The following is a 25,459-nucleotide window of genomic DNA, read 5'->3' as shown; positions in this document are numbered from 1 at the left end:
TCTGAGAATTCTGCTTTTTATCTTGCTCACTTTCTCCGCTTGACTACGTCCTATATTTTTTAGAATTTAACACCTATACAGCTTCAAAAATAGCATCACAACCTAATATGATCACTTGCCAAATGAGTGTTTTTTGTCTCGCACCAAAGGACGCGAGACGGACTAAAAGTCACTAATCAAAAAAATCAAGGAGCCTGTCGCTGCTCCTTGATTTGCTTTATTAATCCGTTATATGACTGACAATCATAGATAAATCCCCAGACATTTCCCAATTTCTAACGGTATTAGGCAGGATAAAATGTTGCCCTTTCTCCAATGGATAGGACTGATCAGCAATCCTAATCTGTCCCTGACCATCAATGACACTAACAAGATAGTAAGGAGCAGCAGCTTCAAAATAAGTCTGACCAACAACCTCCCACTTATAGACCGTAAAGAATTCATTAGCTACCAGCAAGGTTGAGGTTAAGTCACCCGTTTTTAAAGTGGCAGGGTGGGAATTTTGCGGTTGACCAATCGTCATGACATCAATGGACTGCTGAATATGCAGAGGGCGCAAGTTCCCTGACGCATCAGGACGGTCAAAATCATAAACCCGATAAGTTGTATCACTGGATTGCTGTGTTTCCAACACCATAATTCCCTTACCAATAGCATGCATCGTGCCGCTTGGAACATAGAAAAAATCGCCAGCTTTGACAGGTACTCTTGTTAAGAGTTGATCCCAGTCTCCAGCTTCAATCCGCTCTGCTAATTCCTGACGACTCTGAGCGGTATGTCCGTAGATAATTTCCGCTCCCTCATCAGCAGTCAGAATATACCAACACTCAGTTTTTCCTAACTCCCCCTCATGTTCCTGAGCATAAGCATCGTCAGGGTGAACTTGAACACTGAGCCAATCATTAGCATCTAAAATCTTCGTTAAGAGTGGAAAAACCGGACTGGATGGATTGCCAAAGAGCTCGGGCCTCTCTCGATAAACCCGATCCAGACCCTGATCAGCCAGAGAGCCGTTTTCAATAATGGAAACCCCATGAGGGTGACCGGAAATAGCCCAATATTCTCCGGTTGTTTCTGTCGGGATATCATAACCATAGACATCTCTCAGTCTTGTCCCACCCCAAATTTTATCATGCATACTAGCCTTTAAAAATAATGGTTCTGCCATGGCTGTTTTCCTCCGTTTTTACTGCCATTCTAACATTTTTCCCAAAAGAAAAAAAGTGAATAGGAAGAGACCAGCAACGATCTAGCACCTATTCACTATTATTACTTTACTAATCAAAACGCTCTGCGACCTTTTTCGCTAAGGCAAAATTACCGATAGTAGCTGAGCCATTACCAGATACAGCTGGTGTGACAATATAATCTTCAACAGGCGGAACAGGAAGATAATCATTGAGCAGATTCGTAAATTTCTCACGCACCCGGCGTAACATGTGCTCTTGAGCCATCACACCACCGCCAAAGACAATCACATCTGGACGGTAAAGAAGGGTTGCTTGAACAGCAGCTTGGGCGATATAGTAAGCCTGAATATCCCAAACATCTGAATGCTGTTCAATCAGCTCGCCCCGAATTCCTGTGCGGGCTTCCAGTGAAGGACCAGCCGCTAACCCCTCCAAACAGCCATTATGGAAAGGACAGGTTCCGTGGAATTCATTAGCCACATCGCTGGGGTGCAGGGCAACGTAAACATGGCCAGCCTCTGTATGACCAGCACCACCAACAAATTCTCCGCGTTGGATAGCCCCAGCGCCGATACCCGTTCCGATGGTGTAATAAACCAGATTTTCAACCCCTTGGCGAACCATAGCTTCACCATAAGCTGATGAATTGACATCTGTCGTAAAATAGAAAGGAACCTTGAATTCTTTAGCAATCAAGCCAACCAAATCTACATTTGACCAATTAGGCTTAGGGGTCTTGGTGATATAGCCATAGGTTTTCGAATTTTCGTCAATATCAACAGGTCCAAATGAGCCGATGGCAATTCCTTGCAAGTCAGCTTCAAATTTTTTAAAAAATCCTACCGTCTTATCAATGGTTTCATAGGGTGTCGTCGTTGGGAACTGCACTTTTTCGACGACCTGAAAATTTTCATCGCCGACAGCACAGACAAACTTGGTCCCGCCTGCTTCCACACTTCCATATAATTTAGTCATTATTTTTTCCTTTCTTTACCAATCTATTCCTTTTCATTATAAAAAATTCAAGAGCATAAATCAATGGAAATCCCAAGGTTTCCTGCCCAATAAAAGGAGTTTTTGAACAGCAAACAAAAGGGACCAAGACCGAAATCTCACTCCCTTTAGAATATACCAAAAACTTATTTTACTTCAAGCAAATCAGCACCAGCCGTAACAGCACCTGAGGCTACCGGAGTAACGTCTGTATAATCCGCAGAGTTGGTTACGATAACCATTGTCGTGTCTTCCAGACCCGCTGCTGCAATAGCTGCTGCATCAAATGTTCCAAGAACGTCACCCTTCTTAATAGCTTGATTGGCTTTGACCTTTTGCTCAAAACCTTTACCATCCATTGAGACAGTATCAATACCGATATGAATAAGAACTTCAGCTCCTTGATCTGATTTCAAACCATAGGCATGGCCAGTTTCAAAAGCAATTTGTACAATGCCATCAACCGGCGATACAATCGTATTGCCATTAGGTTTAATAGCGACACCTTTACCCATAGCCCCTGATGAGAAGACAGGGTCATTGACAGAAGACAGTTCAACAACTTGACCATCAAGGGGAGCGTAAATGGTTTCTTCAGAAACTTCTGTTTTGGCTGCTTGTTCATTGCCGGAGGCTTCATCAAGACCGTGTACTTCGACATCTGCTTCGGCAGCAGCCACAGCCGCTTCTGCTTCAAAGACCTTGGCTTCCTTAGTCTTACCATAGTAGTAAGTGATCAGAAAAGCAATAACGAAGGAAATCGCTTCACAGACCAAATAGAAAGGAATTGATTTAGGGGTGATAGAGATAAGACCAAGGACACCAGCCGAGCCTAATGATACAGCAATAACTCGTAAAAGACCAGCAATGGCTGCTGCAATAGCCGAACCTACCAAGGCACAGAAGAATGGGAAACGGTATTTCAAGTTAACCCCAAAGACTGCTGGTTCTGTAATACCAAGAAGAGCTGAAACACCAGCTGAACTTGAAAGCCCCTTAGTTTTAGAATTCTTAGTCAAGGCAAAGATAGCAAAAGCTGCAGCGGCCTGTGCCATATTGGCCATTGAGGCCACAACGAAGATAAAGTCCCCTGAGCCATGACCAGCTTTATAGGAATTAAGCAGGATTGTTTCGAAGGCTGGGAAGGATTGGTGAAGTCCCGTAACAACGATTGGCGTATAGAAAGCACCAAAGATACCCATACCCAAGAAGCCTAAGGTATCATATAACCAAACCAAACCATTGGCTACCCAGTCAGAAACTTGACCAAAGACCGGACCAATGATGGCAAAGGTCAAGAAACCTGAGATAATCATTGTGAAAAGCGGTGTAAAGGTAAAGTCAACTGCTGAATGCAAGTGTTTGTGGAACCATTTTTCAATGATACACATAACCCAAACGGCGATAATCGCTGGAATAACTTGTGAAGTATATTGCTGTGCATGAAGTGTCCAGCCAAAGAAATTCCAATTCAGTGACGTTCCAGCTGCCTTCACCACAGCTTCATTAAGCTCTTGCGAACTCATCATGAGTCCAAGAGCAGCTCCAAGGAACTGGTTACCGCCAAAACGTTTAGCAGTTGAGATACCAAGCAAGACCGGCATATAGATAAATGGAGCATCCGACAAGACAGTCAGCATATCAGAAATACCGGAAACTTGCGGGTATTGGGCAATCAATGATTGTGATCCAAACAATCCTTCTGACTTAAAGATGTTATTGACCGCCATCAAGAGACCGCCGGCAACAAGAGCTGGGATAATAGGTACAAAAATTTCAGACAGAACTTTAATAAAGGCCATAATTGGGTTTTGCTTATGTCCTTCTGCTGCAATTTTCTTAACCTCTTCGGTAGAAACTTCCTGCAAGCCAGTTTGTTTAATCAACTCGGCATAAACATGGTTAACGTCACCAGCACCAATAATAACCTGATATTGGCCATCCATTTTGAAAGTCCCTTTGACATCGGGATTGTTATCAAGAGCCTCTTGGTCAACCTTCGTATCGTCTTTTAAAACAAGGCGCAGACGAGTGGCACAGTGGGCACCAGCGACAAGATTATCTTTACCGACCGCTTTAATAACGTCGGCAGCTACTTTAGCATAATCCATTGCGTAACTCCTTTAAAATTTAATAAGATAAAAGCTTTCAATTTTTGAAAACGCTTTTTTACAATTCTTAATTTAACACAAGACCGTTACTATGTCAACCGTTTTGCAGAAATTAAATTTTTCCCTACAAGCTTGTTGAACTCATTAAAAAATTTATTCGACTGTTATCTAAACTTGACCAGCATCTCCTAAGGCTATGTATAGCACAACCTAGTAAAACCGGCTTATTTATCACTAATTAAAGATAATATATTCAAAATTTTTTGCTAACCCTTGACAAAATTTTCAGAAGCTCTTGATTCTATCAGTGACATAGTCTATGAATCACAGATAATACAACACTATTCATAAGCAAAAGTCCCCTATCATTAAAAATTCAACATAAACCAAAACTGTACCACCCGCGACATGAAGTCAGGTCAATCGATAACACTTGGACTGACTGAATTAGTAAGGAATATAGTTAGATCGCCATAGCGACTAGCGGAATAAGTTATCTCAAAGAGATAAAACTTATTTTATCCCCACGACACAAAGTCAGGTCAGCCGATAATACTGTATTGACATTGACCAAATGAATAAGAGGAACAGTGGGCTAATTTTTTGTAAAAATAGCACTACTTTTCCTACGAGATAAAGCTTAGAAAGTGACATTACCCATTAAACTGAGTTAGGAAGGGAAATTGGGCAAAAACTCGTCCAGTCTTCCTATTTTGGAACAAGCTCTTGGCGCAGCAGCTGGGGGGAGACCGTTTAAGGTCGCCACCTTAAAACTAGGGTGTGGTGAGAACCAAAATTTTCAATTTTTGAGTTGACCCCTCCCCATAGCTGGTATCAATGTTATTTTAAATAGACCAATTTTCTTCCTTGATTTTTCCCATGAAAACCTTTACTATGTTATGGACGTGACATTTCTTGCCAATAGTTGACATATAATATATGGAGGAATACTTATGAATCTACCAACAGAGGTGCGTTATCGCTCCTATGCTGACTGGACCGATGAGGAGAAAGCTGAGATTAGAGCTCATGTCGCTGCCTCGCCTTGGCGGGCCAACTATCATATTGAGCCAAAGACCGGCCTTTTAAATGATCCAAATGGATTTTCTTACTTCAACGGAAAATTCCAGCTTTTCTATCAAAACTGGCCTTTCGGTGCAGCTCACGGCCTTAAGCAATGGGTCCACACAGAATCCCAAGACCTGGTTCACTTCAAAGAAACTGGCATTACCCTCCAGCCTGACCACGAAAATGACAGTCATGGAGCTTATTCCGGGTCGGCCTATCCGATTGATGATAAACTCTTTATCTTCTATACGGGTAATGTCCGCAATCAAAACTGGGTACGAGATCCTCGCCAAATCGGAGCTTGGATGGATAAGCAAGGCCATATTGAAAAATTCGACGATATCCTTATCAAACAGCCAGCCGACGCGACTGAACACTTCCGCGACCCACAGATTTTTAATTACAAGGGACAATACTACGCCATCGTTGGAGCTCAAAGCCTTGATAAAAAAGGTTTTATCAAGCTCTACAAGGCCCTTAACAATGATGTCCATAACTGGCAAGAAGTCGGTAATCTGGACTTTGGTGGCACAGGTTCTGAATACATGATTGAGTGTCCAAATCTGGTTTTTGTTGATGACCAACCAGTCCTTCTCTACAGTCCTCAAGGTTTGGATAAGACTGAACTAGCCTATGATAATATTTATCCAAATACCTATAAAATCTGTCAAACGTTTGACACAAATAAATCAGCCCTCCTTGGCGCTTCGAAAATTTTCAATCTGGATTATGGCTTCGAAGCTTATGCTACCCAAGGATTCAACATGCCTGATGGTAAGGCTTATTGCGTCAGCTGGATTGGCCTTCCAGATATCGACTATCCTACCGACCGATATGACTATCAAGGAGCCATGAGCTTAGTTAAGGAACTGTCTATCAAGGATGGCAAGCTCTATCAATATCCTGTTTCAGCCATAACCAGTCTGAGAACTACCCAAGAAGTCTTTGGTGACAAAGATCAGACAGATAATTGCTATGAATTAGACTTAACCTTTGCTCCTGACCAAAAGACTGAGCTTCTCCTCTTTGCTGACCAAAAGGGACAGGGGCTCAAACTTACTGTTGATAATAACAAAGGAAAAGTTATCCTCGATCGTTCCCAAGCTGGTGTCCAATATGCCACTGAATTTGGCACGATCAGAGAATGCCAACTGGACCAAACTCAGGAAGCTCGTATCTTTGTTGATAAATCTATCGTGGAAATCTTTATCAATAAGGGGGAAAAGGTCTTCACCAGTCGTGTCTTTCCCCAAGCTGACCAATCTGGTCTTAAAATTCTCTCCGGTCAGGTTAGCGGAACTTACTATCACTTAAAGGGATAAGCTATGGTCGCAAAATTAACTGATGTTGCCAAATTGGCCGGTGTCAGCCCAACCACCGTTTCTCGTGTCATCAACAATAAGGGCTATCTCTCTGAAAAAACTAAGGACAAAGTCCATGCAGCCATGCGCGAACTGGGCTATAAACCCAATAACCTGGCCCGTGGACTTCAGGGAAAATCCTCTAAGCTAATCGGACTGATTTTCCCAAACATCTCTAATGTGTTCTACGCTGAAATTATTGAGCACTTAGAAAATATCCTTTTCTATCATGGCTACAAGGTCATTATTTGCAACAGCCAGAACGAGTCCGACAAAGAGCGAGACTACTTGGAAATGCTGGCGGCCAATCAGGTCGATGGTATCATCTCTTCCAGCCACAATCTGGATATCGAGGACTACGAACGAGTGGAAGCTCCCATTGTTGCCTTTGACCGCAATCTGGCACCCCGTATCCCTGTTATTTCTTCCGATAACTTTGAAGGCGGAAAATTAGCGGCCATTAGCCTGCAAAAGGTGGGCTGCCAAAACATTATCATGTTTACTGGTAATGATAATTCCAATTCAACCACTGGGCTGCGTCGCAAGGGCTTTAGCTCTGTCCTTCCTGAGGCCAAGGTTTTCAATATCCCCAGCGACTATTCTGCTATTCGCAAAGAGATGGAAATTAAGTCCATCCTGTCTCAGGAGAAGCCCCATGGAATCTTTACTTCCGATGATATGACAGCCATTCTGACGATGAAAATTGCAGACGACATGGGTATCAAAGTTCCCCAAGACCTAAAAATTGTTGGCTACGATGGAACCCAGTTTGTGGAAAATTACTTCCCGCAGCTGACCACTATTAAACAGCCCATCAAGGAAATTGCTGAGCTCTTGGTCGATGTCCTCCTAGCTAAGATTGAAGGCAAGGATGTTCAAGAAAACTACACTCTGCCCATCAGCCTCCTAACCGGAAAATCTTTATAAAATAATCCCTTGGCAACCAATGCTAAGGGATTTTTCACATTTCACCAAAATAAAAATGACCAACTCGGGTCATTTTATTCTTCAACAAACTTCGTCAAGATGCCGTTAACAAATTTGGCGGAGGTTTGGTCGGAGTAGATTTTAGCCAACTCAATAATCTCATTGAGGGCAACCTTGTCCGGTGTTTCTTGGTAATACTTAATTTCAAAGAGTCCTAAACGCAGGAGACTGCGGTCGGTCAGGGTCAGCCGTTCTAAAGACCAGCCTTCTTTAAGATTCTCAATAATATAAGTATCGATTTCAGCCAGATTATCCACAGTACCCTTGACTAAATTCAAGAGCAGGGTCGGAACGTCAAATTCTTGTCCTTCTTCTGCTGCCTTGTCATAGGTATAGGCAAAGCTAACAGCCTCAAGAAAATCAGCTTGACCAAATTCTAAACTAAAGATCGCCTGAAAAGCCCGTTCTCGTAAATTATGTCTTGAATCAGTCATTCAGGAAATCCTCGTCAAACAAGGCTGTCATATCTGGTTTTGGTGCCTTTTCAGGAACGATGCCAACAACATGGACATTAACATCTGAAATTTCAACCTCTGCCATATCGTAGACAGCTGATTTAACAGCTCTTTGAACTTCAATCGAAACCGCTGGGACATTTACTCCATATTGCAATTGCAGGTAAATATCCGCTGTAACCTTATCTTCACCACTGGTAGTGAGATAGACACCACGACTAAGAGTTGTTTTACTGATGCTATCCGTTACAGCCTTATTGTTGAGCGAATATACCCCCTCAACCTTGGTCGCTGCAATTCCCGTGATAACCTCTAACACTCGAGGAGCGATGACAATATCTCCAATTGTTTCTGCCATAGGTCTTCCTTTCTAATCATTCTTATTGAAATTTACGCCCTTAGGCAAGACTAACGATCCTAAGGTTTTAATCAAACTTTTTATTAGTTTTTGACACAAAATTTGACCAGTCGCTAGCACTAGTCAAACCAAGTCAATTAAGGACATCAAAAGCTATAGATGATAACTTTTCGTCGTCATTCTATTGAAAAGATAGAAAGACTCTGTCCGTGATATCGTACTTTAGGCACGTGATACGTAAGTTCCTTCTTGAGTATTGATGACTAATTTTTGACCAACTTCGATGAAGTCTGGTACGTTGACCACAAGGCCTGTTTCCAAGGTAGCTGGTTTACCTGAACCTGTTACGGTAGCTCCCTTAATAGAAGGTTGGGTATCCGTAACAGTTAGTTCAACAGTTGTTGGAACCTGTACCCCAATTACTTCGGTTCCATAGAATTGAATCTTGACATCACCGTTTTCCAAAATGTAGCGCAATTCATTTTCCACGTTAGCCACTGGAATTTCATATTGGTCATAGGTTTCGCTATTCATGAAGTAGGCTGTATCATCCATCTTATAAAGGTATTGGGCAGGCACTGTTTCAATGATAGCTTGTTCAAATTTTTCTTCTGGACGATAGGTTGTGTCGAAGGTTGAACCTGAACGAACATCACGCAGTTTCATCCGCATAACAGTATTCCCTTTACCTGGTTTATGGTGGCTGGCTTCCAGAACACGGATTAATTTCCCATCACCTGTCACAAAAGTCATACCAGCTCTAAGCTTACTTGCTTCAATCATGTTTTCTACCTCTTCATTAATTTAGTTATCAGCTTATTTTATCATAATTTGTGATGCTACTCAAATTCTTTATGAATATAAGCAGCCTTGCCTAGTCCTCCCCTAAGGTGATATGGGGAACATCATGCTGGATATATTCCACACCTTTCTGCCTCATCAGTTCGATAGCCAGAGCATTGGGACGATAGTCGGATTTATAGGTGATTTTCTTGATACCTGCTTGCAAAAGAGCCTTGGTGCAGTTGATACAAGGAAAATGGGTGACGTAGATTTCGGTATTTTTGGTCGAGATACCTTCCTTGGCACATTGAATCAGGGCATTCATCTCAGCATGAACTGTCCGAATGCAGTGACCGTCTTCCATATAGTGGCCAACCTCATTGCAATTATCTGTTTCAGAAACCCCGCCGTTATAGCCCGTAGCGATAATCCGTTTGTCCTTAACCAGAACTGCTCCAACATAGGCACGGTCACAAGTTGACCGTTTCGAAATCAGCTCGGCATTAGCCATAAAATAATCCTGCCAAGATAGACGATTTTCAGTCATAGAAACCTCCTAAATAATAATCAATTCCTTGGGTGCTTTAGTCAGGACTTCACAGCCTGTCTCAGTCACCAGTATATCATCTTCAATCCGCACACCGAATTTTCCGTCCAAATAAATCCCAGGTTCATCAGTGATAGTCATCCCAGACGCCACTAAGTCGGTTGACTGCCCAAAATAAGGCCCTTCATGGATATCAAGACCGATACCATGACCAATACCGTGGGTGAAGCAAGCGCCGTAACCAGCTTGGGCAATAACTTGACGTGCAAGACCATCATAGTCACAGCGTCTCATGCCAGCCTTGACGGAGTCAATCACGGCTTGGTTGCTCTTGCGGACAAGATCATAAACAGATCGCTCTTCATCAGAAGGCTGACCAACATGAATCGTTCGTGTGATGTCGCTGACGTAGTGATGATAAACACACCCGAAGTCTAAGGTTAGGGTCTCACCCTGGCAGATAATTTTTTCGCTGGCTCGGCCGTGGGGCATGGCAGAACGCCGGCCCGAAGCCACGATAAAGTCAAAAGATGGACCGGTCGCTCCTCGCTCTCGCATCCGAAAATCAAGAAAATTGGCGACTTCAATCTCGCTAGTCTGATTAGGCTTGATAAAATCTAAAACATCTAAGAAGGCCTGATCAGAGATTTTGCAGGCCTGACGAATAGCTTCAATCTCACTGCTGTCCTTAATCATTCGCAACTGTTCAATCAAATCAGTCAGAGATTGCAAGCAGTAATCCGCAAAGCTCTCCTTCAACTGCTGATAGTAGTGATAGGAAATAGCTTCCCCCTCAAAACCAATTGCAGTCAATTGATCACCTTTAATAATCTCAGCAATGTCAGCAAGCGGTTGGCGGGTCTCAATAATCTCAAAGCCTTTAACTTGGTCTCTAGCCAAAAGGCTGTAACGGGAATCTGTCAGAAAAAGCCGCTGCTGCTTGGAAAGAAATACTGTTCCTGCCGTGCCATAAAAGCCAGTCAAATAATAGATATTCGTTAAATTAGTAACTAAAAAGCCATCACAGGCTGTCTTCTCCAAAGCTGCCAGCAGTTTTTCTACACGCGCTTCAAACACCTGAAAACACCTCCCATCGAATAGCTTTATTCTAGCATGAATGAGGGTAAATTACTAATTTGAAAGAATTTATACAAAGACTGACTTTAATAGACTTGTTTGAAAACTAAGGCATTTCATAATCGATAATGCCTCAAATCACTCAGCTTAACCATTTTAAATGTTCTGAGTAAAGTTTTAGGGCCTTTCGTACGCAGTTTTGGTTACCGAAGAAATCTAATATATTTTTGACATTCTAATCCTTTTAGCTCAATCCTCTGCAGTTTTTGGAAGTTCTTAAAAGAAAGGATAACCACCCCGAGGTTGCTTAATTTCTCTGATACGTTGCGTTACCGAAACCATAGTCCCTCCCTTAAATGATATAGATTAATTGTTGACCTTAGTATAAGAATCATTCTCATAGATACTGTACTCGGAATAGTTTGGCTCCTCATTCATTCCATACTGCCAAAGAATAGGATATAACGTTTGTCCGTCAGAACTTAATTTGTAACCAAAGTCGTATTGAATACCACTCCCCCCTAGCTGCGCAGGCAACACTGTTCCTGAATAATCCACAATTCTATAAGTTGTCTCATCAACTGGAATCATTGAATAGACTGTCCCAGAGACTTCAGAACTACTGCTATCGCTTCCATTAACCTTTATTCTTAAGTCGCCATTGCTCGAGAAAGTAATCGTAGTTGGCGTTCCTGACATAGTTCCCTTCCAAGTTCCAATCATTTGGTTAGGAAACACACCATCATAAGTGGAACTTTTACCGTCTGCCTGAGTAGAGGAAGAAGTTAAATCTGAGGAAGCCTGACTGGATGACAAAGAAACTGAACTTGCTTGGAATTGGTCAATTTGGTTCTTCTTATTTTGATAAGAAGTCCAAAGCACAAGGGCAATGCAGGCTAAAACTGCCAGAATCAAAATCGTTAAAATATTATAAATAAGTTGCTTACGCCTTTCTTGGCGCTCCAACTTATCCTTTTCTATATAATAAAGATTTTGCTCCAAAATTGCTTCATCTAATAAATTTTTGACTTGTTGTCGCTTTTTAGGATCACTTGTCTGAGCTAGAGCTAACTCCAAACGGGAAATTTTCTCCCGCATCTCCCTCTCTTGTTGCTCATCTATGAGTTCCTGATGAAAACGTTCCTGATCTCGCTGCATCTTTTCCAATGCAGAACTCTGCCTCGATTGTTCCCAAGTATTGCGGTCTATGGAATTTTTGATTTTCCAATCATCCATACTATTTTCTCCCTCCATTTTATACAATGATAATTTTCTAAAAAATTAGATACATCTTTAGTATAACAAACAAGAAGGCCTAGAGCAATATTGGTAAAGAATCTATGACATAATATTACATTTATGATACTTTTATAACATCAAAATTGCTAAAATCCTGTCGACTAAAGGCCACTAGACTAGCATACTTTAGAACTTGATTCAGTTAGATATAGACATCTAGCTTTTTTCACATAAAAAAGATGCGGGACAAAACTTGTCCAGCATCTCTGTTTTAGATTAAACGCTTGGCGCAGTGATTAGAGGTAAGACTTGTTCTACGCAAACTTAATCTTACCACTGACAATTCATTAGGGGCTTTAGCACCAATGAACCACTGCTGATTAGTTTCCCTTTTGCCACAAGGTCAAAACGGAAAACTTAGCCAAGTATGTCGAGGTGAAAAGACACCCCAAATTTTCAATTTTTTGGGTGATTCCACTCCATTCTTATGGCTATTTCAACTTATCTTGTAAATATTGGCCGGTAAAGGACTGGGGATTTTTAGCCACCGCCTCGGGGGTACCCGTAGCAATAACTTGGCCGCCGCCAACACCGCCTTCTGGTCCTAGATCGATCAGGTGATCTGCCGTTTTGATGACGTCCAGATTATGCTCGATAACGAGCACTGTATTTCCTTCGTCGACAAAGCGTTCCAAGACCTTGAGCAGACGGGCAATATCATCGGTATGCAGACCGGTAGTTGGTTCATCCAAAATGTAGAAGGACTTGCCAGTTGAACGCTTGTGCAGTTCACTGGCCAGCTTCATGCGCTGAGCTTCCCCGCCTGACAGGGTAGTAGCTGGCTGACCCAATGTCACATAACCCAGTCCGACATCCTTGATGGTTTGAAGTTTGCGGGCAATCTTTGGAATTGGCGCAAAGAAATCCACCGCATCATTAACAGTCATATCAAGGATTTCTGCAATATTTTTTTCCTTGTAGTGGACTTCTAGAGTCTCACTGTTGTAGCGTGTGCCGTGACAAACTTCACATGGAACATAAACATCTGGCAGAAAGTGCATCTCGATCTTGATAATGCCATCACCTGAGCAGGCCTCACAACGCCCTCCCTTGACATTGAAGCTAAAGCGGCCCTTCTTGTAACCGCGGATCTTGGCTTCATTGGTCTTGGCAAAGAGATCACGAATATCATCAAAAACCCCTGTATAGGTCGCTGGATTGGAACGCGGTGTCCGACCGATTGGACTCTGGTCAATATCAATCAAACGCTCAATATGTTCAATCCCTTCAATACTCTTGTGCTTGCCGGGTTTTTCCGAATTGCGATTCAGTTTTTGTGCGATAGCCTTTTTCAAAATACTGTTGACTAAGGTTGATTTCCCTGAACCAGACACACCAGTAACGGCGATAAATTTCCCAAGAGGAAACTTAACATTAATATTTTGCAGGTTATGCTCAGTTGCTCCCTTAACTTCAATGAAACGACCGTTTCCTTCTCGCCTTTCGATTGGTACGGGAATTTCTTTCTTACCAGACAGATACTGGCCAGTGATCGATTTTTTATTTTTGGCAACCTGATCTGGCCTACCGGAAGCAACGATTTCACCGCCGAATTGGCCGGCACCCGGGCCAACGTCCACCAACCAGTCAGCCTGTCGCATCGTATCCTCATCATGCTCAACAACAATCAGAGTATTGCCTAAATCACGCATTTTCTTGAGACTAGCAATCAAGCGGTCATTATCACGCTGATGAAGGCCGATAGAGGGTTCATCCAAAACGTAGAGGACGCCGCTCAGATTAGAACCAATCTGAGTGGCCAAGCGAATGCGCTGACTTTCTCCGCCTGACAGGGTTCCTGCCATCCGAGACAGAGTCAGATAGTTGAGGCCGACATTATTGAGGAAAGTCAAGCGGTCTTTGATTTCCTTGAGAATCGGTCCTGCAATCGTTGCTTGGTTGTCCGACAGATGTAAGGTTCCAAGATGAGCCAAATGGTCCTGAATGGACAAGTCTGAAATCTGGCCAATATTAAGACCATCTTCGCCCCCAAGCTTAACAGAGAGAGCAGCATCGTTGAGACGGTAGCCGTGGCAGGTCGTACAAGTCAACTCGTTCATATAGCCCCGCATGACATTGCGGGTAAAGTCACTGTTAGTTTCATGATAGCGGCGGTTGACATTATTAACCACGCCTTCAAAAGGAATGTCAATATCACGCACCCCACCGAAATCATTGACATAGTGGAAGTGGAATTCTTTATCATCAGAACCATAAAGAATCAGATCCTGATCCTCTTTCGAGAGCTCTTCAAAGGGCGTATCCATATCAACCCCGAAAGCTTCCATCGCCTGCTCCAGCATGGCTGGGTAATAGTTAGAAGAAATGGGATTCCAAGGAGCTAAGGCACCTTCCCGCAGAGTCAAACTAGGATCTGGAATGAGGAGATCCATATCCACCACCAGCTTCATCCCCAAACCATCACAAGTCGGACAAGAACCAAAGGGGGCATTGAATGAAAAGAGACGGGGCTCCAGCTCAGGGACTGTAAAGCCACATACTGGGCAGGAATAATGCTCTGAAAAGAGCAAATCATTGCCGTCCATGGTGTCAATGATGACATAGCCATCCGCAATCCGAAGGGCAGCTTCGACAGAATCAAAGAGACGGCTGCGAATGCCCTCCTTATTGATCAGACGGTCAATAACCACTTCGATATTATGCATCTTAGATTTGGACAGCTCAGGCACCTCAGTCACATCATAGACCTCGCCATCCACACGCACACGGACATAACCTTCTTTTTGGATTTTTTCAAAAAGGGTCTTGTGCTGTCCTTTCTTACGACGGATAACCGGTGCTAAGATCTGCATACGGGTGCGCTCCGGCAGATCCAGTACCTGATCAACGATCTGCTCAACCGAGCTGGCAGAAATCTCCCCATGACCATTTGGACAGTAAGGTACTCCTACACGCGCATAGAGCAGACGCAGGTAATCATTGATTTCCGTTGCCGTACCAACTGTTGAACGCGGGTTCTTACTGGTCGTCTTTTGGTCGATGGAAATAGCTGGACTGAGACCGTCTATGCTATCTACATCAGGCTTTTCCATATTACCCAAAAACTGACGGGCATAAGCAGACAAACTCTCCACATAGCGCCGCTGACCTTCTGCGTAGATGGTATCAAAAGCCAGACTGGATTTACCAGATCCAGACAAACCAGTCACTACCACCAGCTTATCTCGTGGAATTTCTACATCTACATCTTTCAAATTATGGGCACGTGCCCCATGAATCACTAACTTATCTTGCATAACTAAGATACCAAGCCGTTAAACGACTCAAAGGAATTTAGCGAGTGCTACAGCTATCTATGATAGCGTCGTAGCACCGCCACAAGGTTGATTAGGTGGGTCGCTGTCGCTATTGCGACAAGAGTTACCAATCAACTACTGTGATAGAAACTCAGGTGAAAAGACACCTAGGAGATTTTATCTAATTCCACAGAGTCGTAGGCGGGGTCATTTCCTTTCTAAGATATAACGGGCAAAGTAAAACTAAATGCAAAAGCATTTGCTTTACTACGGGAACTCCTATAGTAGTTTCCTGTGCCCCTTACTAACTTCAAAACTTCGTTAATATCGACCGAAGTTTTTTCGTGTCGCCAAGCCGTTAGCACTCCAAAGAAAATAGCGAGTGCTACAGCTATCTGTGGTAGCGTCATAGCACCGCCACAAGGTTGATTAGTCAAGTCGCTGTCGTGCATACAACAAGAGTTACCAATCAATTACTGTAAAAAGGACGAAGAATCACTTGAATTCTAGGAAGGTGAGTCTTTTTTCACAGGAGTGTAGGCGGGTTCATTTCTTTGCTAAAAGACGCTATACTTTCAACGAATAGACATTACTTTAAAATTCACTCTCTAACCTGTTATTATAGCAGATTTCTTCTTTGCCAAGTGGAAAGAAATCTGAAACCATATATGTAGAGTAATTTCCTTATACCACAAATAAAGATCTGCTACCGACATCTGATTTTTATACCCACGAAATCAAGTTTGGTTTTTCAACTAAGAATATTAGCTGTGGGCTTGCACTCCCGTTTGACTTATTTTACCCTTAATCCAAAAATAAGAAGCTTGACTTAACAAAAAATCTTAGACAGTTGACAAGTTGACACTTGGATATCAAAAAAACGGATGAATAGCCACTTCAAAATCGTGAGAATGTGCTATTCATCCGTTTTTAATATTAGTGCTTCATAAGAATAAATTCTTACAGAATCTTTACCTTAGAAACTGTATTCACAAGTTTAAATTCTTAGCGTCAGCTGGAAAAAGCCTGGGGAAAAAAGTATTCAGCCTTCTATTTTTGCAGTAATAACAGTTTGACGCAGTGGGCAGTGGTTGGGAGAAAGACTTGTTGGCTCTGCCGACTTAGTCTTTCCCCTGCACAGTTCATTAGGTGCTTTAGCACCAACGAACCACTGCTGATTGGAGGTCCTTATCTTGGGGTGCACTCCTATTTTCAGGCACCCCCCTTAAATGGTCCACTGGACTGTTTAACGACTCCGCAAGTGTTAGCGGCCATCCTAATCAACTGTGCGGAGGTGGGACAACGAAGTCAATTTATATAAAAAATCGACTTCTGTCCCACTCTCAAAACAGACAGTTGCCGCCGTGGGAAAAAGACGATTGACCCTATTTAAGTCAATCGTCGAGGGGATTTTCAAGACCCTAGGCTTGAAAATGAGCAATGGAACTCCGTTAGGAGGTCGCTTGCGTCCCTGCCACATCAGACTAACTGTCAAAAAAATGTGAATACAAGTCCTTAGTATCTTTTTATTTCGGGCTCCGTTATTCAACAGTCTTTCCTGTCATCTCCAAATAATCCTGACACATCTTTGCCCAAGACTCTTCAATTGTATCCGCAACTGCAAAGAGACCGCTGCGGCCGATAACATAAATATCGGGGGCAGCCTGATCAATCCTCTTGAAAGTCTTACGACTGGACGAACCATCCATTTCAATTAAATAAGGATAGTTATGCTCTTTCCGTAAGTTACGCAATTGGACAATTTTATCAAGTGTGCTTTCCAAAAAACGTTGGCCTGCAAAACCAGGATCGACTGTCATAATCGTCACCTTATCCAGCAAGTCAATATAAGGCAAGATAGCGCTGACCGGTGTCTCTGGATTCAGGACAACACCAGCTTTTAGTCCCGCATCATGAATACGGTCGATTAGTCGAAAAGCGAGACCGTTAATAACTTCTGCATGCATACAGATATACTCACACCTAATACTAATCAGCCGTTCTACCCAAAAAGTAGGGTCAGTCACCATCAGGTGAGCTGACATTGGTACATCACTGAGCTTTCTTACTTCCTCAATAAACCAAGGCGAAAGTGTAATATTCGGAACAAAATGACCATCCATGATATCAATATGATAAGACTGAGCATGATCATTCAAAAAGGTGATTTCTTGGGTAAATTTATCCAAGTTCATACACATTAGTGACGGCGAAAAATGAACATGTGCCATATAGGGTTCCTTCCTTTCATTTATAAAATTTCAATATCATCTAGACTAATATCTTCTTCTTCTACCTCTGAGACTGTCGCTAATTCCTCGGCTGTTTTATTTTTGGCAATAAAAGCATAGACAAGACCCGTCACTAATACATTAACAACAATAGCAAGAACACCAGCTAAGGGATGTGACATCGTCGGAATCATCAGAAAACCTCCAAACGGAACCGTCGAATCTGCTCCCATAGCCATGGAAACCGCACCACCAGCAGCACCACCAATCGCCGCTGCTGTAATAGCACGTGCAATATCATTCATAACAATAGGAATAACTCCTTCAACAATGTTCAGAACCCCCATGGGTACTGCGGATTTCAAGGTTTCAATCTGTTCTCTGCCATAAATATTCTTACGGAGTAACTTAGCTATAAAATAGGCAAAACCAAAGCCAATAGGCGTTGAAGTATTAACTAATTGCAGGGCCGTAACCGGTTCTTTTACTCCTGACGCTAGCAGGGTTAAGGTAAAGGCATAAACTGTTTTATTGATTGGCCCACCGAAATCAACAATACTCAAAAATCCTACAACAAGACCAAATACTAACATGGAAGAAGAACTTAGCCCTTGCAAAACCGTCGTCAACCAGTTAGTAAAAGCCGCAATCGGAATACCAACAATATAAATCATCAGCAAACCAGAAATTAGAGAGGATAATAAAGGAACAATGACCGTTGGCATCAGCCCTTTGGCCCATTCGGGAACTTTGAAAGTTTTTAGAATCCCCAAGGCCAAAAATCCGGCAAAGTAGCCGCCTAGGATACCACCCAGAAAGCCAGCACTGATCGCATTAGCTGATAAGCCTACAACGAATCCGGGAGCAATCCCTGGTTTACCCGCGATAGAATAAGCAATCCCCGTTGCAATAATAACAGGTAACAGCCCTAAAGCCTTACCGCCCATTGTGGCCAAGGCATCCCAAAAGGTGAATTTCCCCTGAACCAAGGCATCTTGAGCGGTACCGCCAAGGGCCATGCCAATGGCGACAAGGAAACCAGCTCCGCATACAATGGGAACTAAATAGGAAATGGCGGTCAGAAGATGCCCCTTAAGGTTTAATTTTTTCCATGTATCTTTCATCTAGTTTACCTCACTTCTCTATCCCTGAGCTACTTCTGCAGCCTTTTGCAAGAGTTTATTGGGAGATTTGATGGCGATTTCGGTTGGAACCTTGATGACCTTTTTCCCTTCAAATCGTTCCATCCCCGAAATTTTGACATCAATAGCCAAAATAACGATATCCGCTTCTTGAATTTGCTGCTCTGTTAATGCATTTTCTACTCCAATGGTTCCTTGAGTTTCAATATGGATATCGTAACCGGCATTTTTAGCAGCATTTTCAAGTTTTTCCTGAGCAATGTAGGTGTGGGCGATCCCAACCGTACAAGCAGCAACTCCAACAATTTTCATAAATGATCTCCTTTCTTTAAAATACAAAAGTGTTAAGCGACACACAGCAAAATAGGAAAGCAGACGCAGAGGCTCGGCATCTAGGAAGTCTATATACTTAAAGGTCTCTGCACCTGTAATCAGCTAAGGCTGAAACCGTTGCATATCTTTTGGCACAATGTCGTAGGCGAGTTCAGTTCTGGTCTAAATTTTGCTTGCCTCAATCAAGAACCTCAAGCAACTCCAATTATTTCCTTTTAGGCAAAAGCTGCAACAACATCTTCAACGGACTGGGCCGCTAAAAGATTTTCAACCACTCTATCCTTGCCCAATTTCTTAGCAAAGAGTGCTAGGAGCTTTAAGTGTTCCTGAGCATTGTCGGTGTCATTGCCAACGGCAAAGAGAATCACTACTTTGACCCCCTTACCATCTAAGCTTTCCCAAGGGATTTCATACTTGTTAATGGCAATGGCCACACCAATTTTATTAACCGCTTCGCTCTTACCATGGGGAATCGCCACAAAATTACCGATGCCTGTCTGCCCTTCTTTTTCACGCAAATAAACATCCTCTAAAAAACTATCGGCATCCTCCAGATAGGCCTGCTCTTCCAGCAGCTGGCAGAGCTTCCGCAATATCTCATCCTTGCTTCTAGCAGTGAGATCTGTCAATACCAAGTTTTTATCAATCACATCTGTTACTTCCATAAATGTCTCCTTTTGATAGGGCTTCTGGGAAAAGACCAGACACAGTCTATTAACCAGCTTCATAAATTTTCTAACATGATTTCCAACTGTTTTAAATCTACCTTTCTCAATTGATGAACAAAGTGCTCATCGGCTAACTTTCTCACAAAGGCCTTAATAGCGAATTGCTCCGTTGCCCGAGCCTGACTGTCCAAGGCAATTGTAAGCACCAGCTGGACGCGATTAACAGTCTCAGACCAGTTGATTGCTGATGCCAGTCTGCTAATAATGATGCGGTTGGCTAGACCTGGAAGTTCGACATGGGGCAAGACTACTCCCGGTGCAATCTCAATACTACCCAATTTTTCCCGCCAGACCAAAGCCTCCAAAATAGCTGACTGATCAATGGGTGAATCTTTTGCAAGCTCCGTTGCTAAATACTGATAGATCTCTTTCCGACCAGCCAGAGCTAAATCTAAGTGGATGTCATAAAGATTAGTGGCCATAGCGAATCTCCTCAATCTTTCGTCGAATACGCCTCTGATCATCCTCCGTCATCAAGGCACTGACTAGGATTTTGGTCATATTCTCTGGTATCGCTACATTAACGGTTGTAATTAACAGCTGGGCCTCTGGATATTGCCGACTGACATCGGCCAAATCTCGATAGGGCAGAACCGATAAAATAGCTAAATCGCCAAATTGCTGTTCAATCTTGGAGCGAAGCAACTCTGAGGTTCCAATGCCAGAAGTACACATAATTAAAGTAGGAATCGGCGGTGACTGAGTCTCTTGATAGCGAGCAAAGTAGAGGGTAATAAAACCAACTTCATCCAGATTAATAGTTGGAAAACCATACCGTTGACTGACTACTTCTGAAACACGGCGAACCTGATTAAAAATTTTAGGATAGGTCAATCGTATATCCGACAGCATGGCATTTTTTATTCGAATCTTGTGATCCAAGCGCCTGAGCATGGGACTAATATGATTGGCCAAGTCGACAAAGATAGGAGAATCCTCCATAATAGCCTGTCCTCTATCAGGAAACATCTGCTCAAAATAGAAATGAGTGATGGCCAACGTTCGCTGAGAAAAATAAATCGGAGCGGAGTCATGAATATCCTGAAAGTGGGAAGCCATCAAATATTGATAGAGATGATAGACTTCACTATCATCAACACTAATCCCTAATTTTTCTCTAACATCCTGAATCACCCGCCAGCTCTCTTTCATCAAGAAGTTCATTTCCTCAAAATTCTGAAGAGACTGATGTGTACCTAGGAAGACCTTCCCATTCTTAGAACGCATAATCATGATATATAAGTGGGAAAAAACATTAACATCATAAGGGTAGGGAAGAACTGCTTGCAGATGTTGTTCAATAGAATGAAGCTCAGCCTGAATAAAGCCGGCTACCTCCCTATCAATCGTTTGATCCTTTTCAAGGGATAATTGCTCCAAATCAATTGTTCTAAACGTTGGAACCAAATCCGCAATAGCCCGGCGAATATTCTGTTCTTCTCCATGAATGGAAAGAATGCGTCTTCGGCTAAGCAAACGTAATTGGTAATCATTCAACAGCTTTTGTAATTCCAACTTATCCTTTTGAATGACAGATTCGCTGACAAAATAATCTTGACACAAGTCGTAAAGTGCCAACCCTTTGGGGGCTCTAAGCAAAAGGCGCTCCAAGATCAGTTCCTGTCTATTCTCAACCGTTAAGTCATCATGGAGGGGACAGGAGTGTTGAGTAAAGGTCAGGTATTTTTCTTGATTCAGCCAGTAGCCCCTGCCCTTTCGAGAGACAATCAACTGACCGCTATGCTCTTGATTGAGAGACTTAATCATTCGATAAATGGTCTTTTCTGATTTTCCCAGAGCCTGGGCTAATTGACTAGCCGTCATATAATCTGATTGCTGGCTCAAAAAGAACAAAAGCTCATCAATTTTTTTCCGACTTTCAACCATAATTCTTTCCCCACTTATACCTTTATTCTATAGCTCTTAAAGAAGTCCGCTTATTAAAAAATGGCCATTGCAACGGTCATTTTTTTCTTATCCTCACTTTAAATACCCATTCTTACAAAAGCGTTTTAAAATCTCAACAACCCTCTTACATTTGGACATACAAAAAGGTCAGCGAAAACCGCTAACCTTTGCTTATCTCATCAACTATTCGGGTCGTCTAGGCTGCGGCCATGCAGGCCTTTTTGACGTTGAATTTGACGGAGTTTTTCTGGGGTCACGTCATTGCCTTTTTCATCAACCACCTTGATTCCTTCAATGTGGTGACGCAGATTGCGACGATAGCCTTCGATATACTCCTGACGAAGCTTAGCCTGCTCAACCTTTTCCTCACCAGTCAACCCAACCGTTTTTTTCTTTTTAGCAAGCTCGTTAATGCGAGCAATCTTTTTAGGATCTATTGTCATCACCTTCTTATATTATTTTTGCGAGAGCACTTGCGCCAGCATTTACTTGGTATTCAACTGGTTAAAAGCTGCAACTTGACTAGCTTTATCAGCCAAGTCTGAGAGGATAGCCAAACGATTATTTTTCACCGCTTGGTCGTCTGCCATAACCATGGTATTGTCAAAAAAGGCATCAATAACTGGACTGAGGGCAAAGAGTTGCTCAATATTTGCACTTGCATCCTTACCCAACTCAAGCTCAGCGACAGCTTGAGCCAGAGCTTTTTCTTGGTCATTTTCAAAGAGCTTAGCATCTATAGCAACACTCTTATCAGCTTTTTCAGCCAAATTAAAGACACGAGACAAGCTTTCAACCGCTGGTTTGTAGCTGTCTTTTTGTGATGCTTCTACAAGGGCATCTGCTGCAGCTAACATGTCTGATACAACAAAAGTAGAGCCAGCGAGAACTGCTTCCTTGATATCTTTTGGTGTCTTGCCCATCATCTTATCTACACGGGCACGGATAAAATCAAGGACCTCAGCCTTATTATCGTAAGTCAAGCTGTCAAAAGTAAGACCATAGAGGTCGTCCACCAACTCATCCATCGCAATGGTCCAGCCGAAGGTATCCAATATGCGGACAATCCCTTGTGTCGCACGGCGAAGAGCGTAAGGGTCATTAGAACCGCTTGGGATAAGGCCGACCGAGAAGAAGCTAAACAGGGTATCCAATTTATCAGCCAGAGCCAAAACAGCACCGACCTTGGTTTCTGGAAGCTCACCATCAGCCGAATCAGGCAGATAATGCTCACGGATAGCTGTCGCAACAGCCGCTTCTTCGCCTGCAAGAAGAGCGTACTTCTCACCCATAATGCCTTGCAGCTCATCGAACTCACCGACCATACCAGTCAAAAGATCAAACTTATAGATTGTAGCTGCACGCGCAACAGCTGCCGCCTCATCGGAGGATAAACCTGCCATCACGCTGAGATAGTCCGCAATAACACCTGCACGGGCCATGTGTTCAGCCAAAGAACCGATCTTTTCGTGGAAGGTCACCTGAGACAGCTTAGCCACAAGATCTTCAATCCGAAGTTTTTGATCCTCATGCCAGAAGAATTCCCCATCTTCAAGGCGGGCCACCAACACTTTTTCATTCCCTTTGATGACGTTTTCTAGTGCGACATCATTACCATTACGCACCGAGATAAAGTTAGGTCTGAGCTTGCCTTCCTGATCACGGACAACGAAGTAGCGTTGATGACTCTTCATGGAAGTTACAAGGACTTCTTCTGGAATCTCCAAATATTTTTCATCAAAACTTCCCATGAAGGCAGTCGGATATTCAACCAAGTTAAGGACTTCATTGAGAAGGTCTGGCTCGATATCAACTTGGACATTTTCCTTAGCTTCAATAGCCTTAATCTGTTCCACAATCATGCGCTCACGCTCAAGGCTATCTGCAATCACAAATTCTTTACGAAGGTCATCTTCATAAGAATCTGCAGAAGCAATTTCAGTTCCTTGACCCAAGAAACGATGACCACGGCTGATACGACCTGAGGTGATATCGAGGAAATTCATATCAAGAGCCTTGTCATCTAAAAGTACGGTCAAGGTGTGAACAGGACGAATGTACTCAAAGGTATTCTTAGCCCAGTGCATACTGACTGGGAAGGTAAGACTGTTAAGCACCTCAGGGATGCCTGCCAAAACGTCTTCAGCAGGTTTGCCAGCTTCATTTTTGGTCACATAAACATACTCAACACCTTTGACTTCCTCAAAGCGGATATCATCAGTGGTCAAACCTTTACCACGCACAAATCCCTGAGCCGCCTTGGTAAAGTTACCATCACTGTCTAGGGCAATTTTTTTAGCAGGACCTTTGAAATCTTCTGAAAGATCCGTTTGAGCATCAGCTAGTCCCATGACACGCACAGCCAAACGACGAGGGGTTGAAAAAGTCTGGATAGCGTCGTATGACAGACGATTTTCTGCCAAAAAAGCCGCCATTTTTTCACCTAATTGTTTTTCACTTGGGGTTACCACATAGGCTGGAAGTTCTTCCAGACCCAGTTCAATCAATAAATTCTTCACCATTACTCTGCCTCCTCCTTGAGTAATTCTGCCCGTGTTTCTTCGTCCAAAAGTGGGTAACCCAATTTTTTACGCTCAGCTACAAAAGTCTTAGCGACAAGGCGGGCAAGATTACGGATACGGGCTATATAGCCAGCACGCTCGGTAACAGAGACAGCACCACGCGCATCCAGCAAGTTGAAGGTATGGGAACATTTGAGAACGTAATCGTAGGCTGGGTGAACCAAACCTTCTTCCAAAGCCCGACCGGCTTCCTTTTCAAACTTGTCAAAGTTTTCAAGGAGCATATCTTGATCTGAGATTTCAAAGCTGTATTTGGAATGCTCGTACTCAGGCTGTTTGAAGATTTCACCGTACTTAACACCCGGTGCCCACTCAATATCGTAAACAGAATCAACTTCTTGAATATAGGAAGCCAAGCGTTCTAAACCGTAGGTGACCTCAGCCGTTACTGGACTTGTCGCCAAGCCACCAACTTGTTGGAAATACGTAAACTGAGTGATTTCCATACCGTCCAGCCAAACTTCCCAACCAAGTCCAGCAGAACCCGTGGACGGATTTTCCCAGTTATCTTCGACAAAACGAATATCGTGCTCTAATGGGTTGATCCCCAGTTTTTCCAAAGACTCAAGGTAAAGCTCTTGAATATTGCTTGGCGATGGTTTCATGACCACTTGAAATTGATGATGCTGGTAAAGGCGATTAGGATTTTCTCCATAGCGCCCATCAGCTGGACGACGACTGGGCTCCACATAAGCCGCATTCCATGGCTCAGGACCGATGGCCCGCAGGAAGGTGTAAGGACTCATCGTCCCCGCCCCCTTCTCATTATCATAAGCCTGCATCAGCATACAACCCTGATCATTCCAGTATTGTTGTAAAGTCAAGATAATTTCTTGAAAAGTTAGTTTTTTACTCATTGGTTCTCCCTTTTTTAATAAGTATGTTTTGCGACGATTTTTCAAGTAAACCATATTTTAACTTGAAAAATCTAGTGCAGCGTCTAGGCAATCCTCATAGGGATTGCCGTTAGGTGCTCGCTCCTTTAGGAGCACTAGCACCTTTGACGAAGCGGAAGGTTAGTTTTTTTGACATTGCTGTCCTCCTTTTTC

21 protein-coding genes are annotated in these 25,459 nt (G+C 43.0%); 2 read left to right on the top strand and 19 right to left on the bottom strand.

What is annotated here, in order from left to right:
• Positions 1–220 precede the first annotated feature (220 nt).
• The 3 genes from manA to ACFSN5_RS01980 all read right to left on the bottom strand — a co-directional run bounded on the left by manA (position 221) and on the right by ACFSN5_RS01980 (position 4,294).
• A complete protein-coding gene (gene manA / locus ACFSN5_RS01990) occupies positions 221–1,168 on the bottom strand; it encodes a mannose-6-phosphate isomerase, class I (RefSeq protein WP_165212738.1) in 948 nt (315 codons plus the stop codon).
• A 109-nt stretch (positions 1,169–1,277) separates the two neighbouring features.
• Entirely contained in the window at positions 1,278–2,165 is an 888-nt protein-coding gene (gene scrK, locus ACFSN5_RS01985) for a fructokinase ScrK (protein WP_165212736.1), read from the bottom strand.
• 164 nt (positions 2,166–2,329) lie between these two features.
• Positions 2,330–4,294 (bottom strand): sucrose-specific PTS transporter subunit IIBC, encoded by a 1,965-nt coding sequence (locus ACFSN5_RS01980; protein ID WP_165212734.1) that lies wholly within the window; start codon positions 4,292–4,294, stop codon positions 2,330–2,332.
• A 953-nt stretch (positions 4,295–5,247) separates the two neighbouring features.
• Here ACFSN5_RS01980 and ACFSN5_RS01975 point away from each other — a divergent pair.
• Together ACFSN5_RS01975 and ACFSN5_RS01970 are read left to right on the top strand one after the other, a co-directional pair.
• The gene (locus ACFSN5_RS01975; protein ID WP_165212732.1) at positions 5,248–6,684 is read left to right on the top strand and encodes a sucrose-6-phosphate hydrolase; all 1,437 of its coding nucleotides are present in this window, start codon (positions 5,248–5,250) and stop codon (positions 6,682–6,684) included.
• 3 nt (positions 6,685–6,687) lie between these two features.
• Positions 6,688–7,650 carry a LacI family DNA-binding transcriptional regulator gene (locus ACFSN5_RS01970; protein WP_165212730.1) on the top strand — a complete coding sequence of 321 codons (963 nt, stop codon included), beginning with the start codon at positions 6,688–6,690 and terminating at the stop codon, positions 7,648–7,650.
• 74 nt (positions 7,651–7,724) lie between these two features.
• On the opposite strand, the gene nusB is transcribed toward ACFSN5_RS01970, so the two are convergent.
• From nusB to glyQ, 16 genes are all read right to left on the bottom strand, one after another.
• Positions 7,725–8,144, bottom strand: a complete 420-nt coding sequence (gene nusB / locus ACFSN5_RS01965) for a transcription antitermination factor NusB (protein ID WP_165329335.1) — start codon at positions 8,142–8,144, stop codon at positions 7,725–7,727.
• Complete coding sequence (locus tag ACFSN5_RS01960) at positions 8,137–8,523, bottom strand: Asp23/Gls24 family envelope stress response protein (protein ID WP_165212726.1); 387 nt, start codon at positions 8,521–8,523, stop codon at positions 8,137–8,139. The genes nusB and ACFSN5_RS01960 overlap by 8 nt, the downstream gene beginning before the upstream one ends.
• A gap of 222 nt (positions 8,524–8,745) precedes the next feature.
• Positions 8,746–9,306 (bottom strand): elongation factor P, encoded by a 561-nt coding sequence (efp, locus tag ACFSN5_RS01955; RefSeq protein WP_004225331.1) that lies wholly within the window; start codon positions 9,304–9,306, stop codon positions 8,746–8,748.
• 91 nt (positions 9,307–9,397) lie between these two features.
• Positions 9,398–9,853: a deoxycytidylate deaminase gene (locus ACFSN5_RS01950; RefSeq protein WP_165212724.1), complete on the bottom strand. Its 456-nt coding sequence runs from the start codon at positions 9,851–9,853 to the stop codon at positions 9,398–9,400.
• A gap of 9 nt (positions 9,854–9,862) precedes the next feature.
• Entirely contained in the window at positions 9,863–10,930 is a 1,068-nt protein-coding gene (locus ACFSN5_RS01945; RefSeq protein ID WP_165329334.1) for a M24 family metallopeptidase, read from the bottom strand.
• 366 nt (positions 10,931–11,296) lie between these two features.
• Entirely contained in the window at positions 11,297–12,166 is an 870-nt protein-coding gene (locus tag ACFSN5_RS01940; RefSeq protein WP_165212720.1) for a hypothetical protein, read from the bottom strand.
• Between the two features lie 494 nt (positions 12,167–12,660).
• On the bottom strand, positions 12,661–15,486 hold the full coding sequence (gene uvrA / locus ACFSN5_RS01935) for an excinuclease ABC subunit UvrA (protein WP_165212718.1): 2,826 nt from the start codon (positions 15,484–15,486) through the stop codon (positions 12,661–12,663).
• A gap of 1,541 nt (positions 15,487–17,027) precedes the next feature.
• Positions 17,028–17,717 (bottom strand): D-allulose 6-phosphate 3-epimerase, encoded by a 690-nt coding sequence (alsE, locus tag ACFSN5_RS01930; RefSeq protein ID WP_004228130.1) that lies wholly within the window; start codon positions 17,715–17,717, stop codon positions 17,028–17,030.
• A gap of 20 nt (positions 17,718–17,737) precedes the next feature.
• Positions 17,738–18,841 carry a PTS fructose transporter subunit IIC gene (locus ACFSN5_RS01925; protein WP_004229375.1) on the bottom strand — a complete coding sequence of 368 codons (1,104 nt, stop codon included), beginning with the start codon at positions 18,839–18,841 and terminating at the stop codon, positions 17,738–17,740.
• An 18-nt stretch (positions 18,842–18,859) separates the two neighbouring features.
• Positions 18,860–19,171 (bottom strand): PTS fructose transporter subunit IIB, encoded by a 312-nt coding sequence (locus ACFSN5_RS01920; protein WP_004225901.1) that lies wholly within the window; start codon positions 19,169–19,171, stop codon positions 18,860–18,862.
• 236 nt (positions 19,172–19,407) lie between these two features.
• Complete coding sequence (locus ACFSN5_RS01915; protein ID WP_165212716.1) at positions 19,408–19,857, bottom strand: PTS sugar transporter subunit IIA; 450 nt, start codon at positions 19,855–19,857, stop codon at positions 19,408–19,410.
• Between the two features lie 59 nt (positions 19,858–19,916).
• Positions 19,917–20,342, bottom strand: a complete 426-nt coding sequence (locus tag ACFSN5_RS01910) for a PTS sugar transporter subunit IIA (protein ID WP_165212714.1) — start codon at positions 20,340–20,342, stop codon at positions 19,917–19,919.
• Complete coding sequence (locus tag ACFSN5_RS01905) at positions 20,332–21,807, bottom strand: BglG family transcription antiterminator (protein ID WP_165212712.1); 1,476 nt, start codon at positions 21,805–21,807, stop codon at positions 20,332–20,334. The genes ACFSN5_RS01910 and ACFSN5_RS01905 overlap by 11 nt, the downstream gene beginning before the upstream one ends.
• 200 nt (positions 21,808–22,007) lie before the next feature.
• Positions 22,008–22,265 (bottom strand): DUF896 family protein, encoded by a 258-nt coding sequence (locus ACFSN5_RS01900; protein ID WP_040804840.1) that lies wholly within the window; start codon positions 22,263–22,265, stop codon positions 22,008–22,010.
• 48 nt (positions 22,266–22,313) lie between these two features.
• Positions 22,314–24,350 (bottom strand): glycine--tRNA ligase subunit beta, encoded by a 2,037-nt coding sequence (gene glyS / locus ACFSN5_RS01895; RefSeq protein WP_165212710.1) that lies wholly within the window; start codon positions 24,348–24,350, stop codon positions 22,314–22,316.
• Positions 24,350–25,267 (bottom strand): glycine--tRNA ligase subunit alpha, encoded by a 918-nt coding sequence (gene glyQ, locus ACFSN5_RS01890; RefSeq protein ID WP_165212708.1) that lies wholly within the window; start codon positions 25,265–25,267, stop codon positions 24,350–24,352. Before glyQ ends, glyS begins: the two co-directional genes overlap by 1 nt.
• Positions 25,268–25,459: the final 192 nt, after the last annotated feature.

This window comes from Streptococcus tangpeifui, from assembly GCF_044503215.1.
Classification (GTDB): Bacteria; Bacillota; Bacilli; order Lactobacillales; family Streptococcaceae; genus Streptococcus; species Streptococcus tangpeifui.
The sequence above is the reverse complement of the archived record's forward strand: the minus strand, read 5'-3'. Positions and strand labels throughout refer to the sequence as shown.

Excerpts from the sequence above, each read along its gene's own strand:
- manA (WP_165212738.1), bottom strand. The coding sequence starts at position 1,168 with ATGGCAGAACCATTATTTTTAAAGGCTAGTATGCATGATAAAATTTGG.
- scrK (WP_165212736.1), bottom strand. The coding sequence starts at position 2,165 with ATGACTAAATTATATGGAAGTGTGGAAGCAGGCGGGACCAAGTTTGTC.
- ACFSN5_RS01980 (WP_165212734.1), bottom strand. The coding sequence starts at position 4,294 with ATGGATTATGCTAAAGTAGCTGCCGACGTTATTAAAGCGGTCGGTAAA.
- ACFSN5_RS01975 (WP_165212732.1), top strand. The coding sequence starts at position 5,248 with ATGAATCTACCAACAGAGGTGCGTTATCGCTCCTATGCTGACTGGACC.
- ACFSN5_RS01970 (WP_165212730.1), top strand. The coding sequence starts at position 6,688 with ATGGTCGCAAAATTAACTGATGTTGCCAAATTGGCCGGTGTCAGCCCA.
- nusB (WP_165329335.1), bottom strand. The coding sequence starts at position 8,144 with ATGACTGATTCAAGACATAATTTACGAGAACGGGCTTTTCAGGCGATC.
- ACFSN5_RS01960 (WP_165212726.1), bottom strand. The coding sequence starts at position 8,523 with ATGGCAGAAACAATTGGAGATATTGTCATCGCTCCTCGAGTGTTAGAG.
- efp (WP_004225331.1), bottom strand. The coding sequence starts at position 9,306 with ATGATTGAAGCAAGTAAGCTTAGAGCTGGTATGACTTTTGTGACAGGT.
- ACFSN5_RS01950 (WP_165212724.1), bottom strand. The coding sequence starts at position 9,853 with ATGACTGAAAATCGTCTATCTTGGCAGGATTATTTTATGGCTAATGCC.
- ACFSN5_RS01940 (WP_165212720.1), bottom strand. The coding sequence starts at position 12,166 with ATGGATGATTGGAAAATCAAAAATTCCATAGACCGCAATACTTGGGAA.
- uvrA (WP_165212718.1), bottom strand. The coding sequence starts at position 15,486 with ATGCAAGATAAGTTAGTGATTCATGGGGCACGTGCCCATAATTTGAAA.
- alsE (WP_004228130.1), bottom strand. The coding sequence starts at position 17,717 with ATGGCACATGTTCATTTTTCGCCGTCACTAATGTGTATGAACTTGGAT.
- ACFSN5_RS01925 (WP_004229375.1), bottom strand. The coding sequence starts at position 18,841 with ATGAAAGATACATGGAAAAAATTAAACCTTAAGGGGCATCTTCTGACC.
- ACFSN5_RS01920 (WP_004225901.1), bottom strand. The coding sequence starts at position 19,171 with ATGAAAATTGTTGGAGTTGCTGCTTGTACGGTTGGGATCGCCCACACC.
- ACFSN5_RS01915 (WP_165212716.1), bottom strand. The coding sequence starts at position 19,857 with ATGGAAGTAACAGATGTGATTGATAAAAACTTGGTATTGACAGATCTC.
- ACFSN5_RS01910 (WP_165212714.1), bottom strand. The coding sequence starts at position 20,342 with ATGGCCACTAATCTTTATGACATCCACTTAGATTTAGCTCTGGCTGGT.
- ACFSN5_RS01905 (WP_165212712.1), bottom strand. The coding sequence starts at position 21,807 with ATGGTTGAAAGTCGGAAAAAAATTGATGAGCTTTTGTTCTTTTTGAGC.
- glyS (WP_165212710.1), bottom strand. The coding sequence starts at position 24,350 with ATGGTGAAGAATTTATTGATTGAACTGGGTCTGGAAGAACTTCCAGCC.
- glyQ (WP_165212708.1), bottom strand. The coding sequence starts at position 25,267 with ATGAGTAAAAAACTAACTTTTCAAGAAATTATCTTGACTTTACAACAA.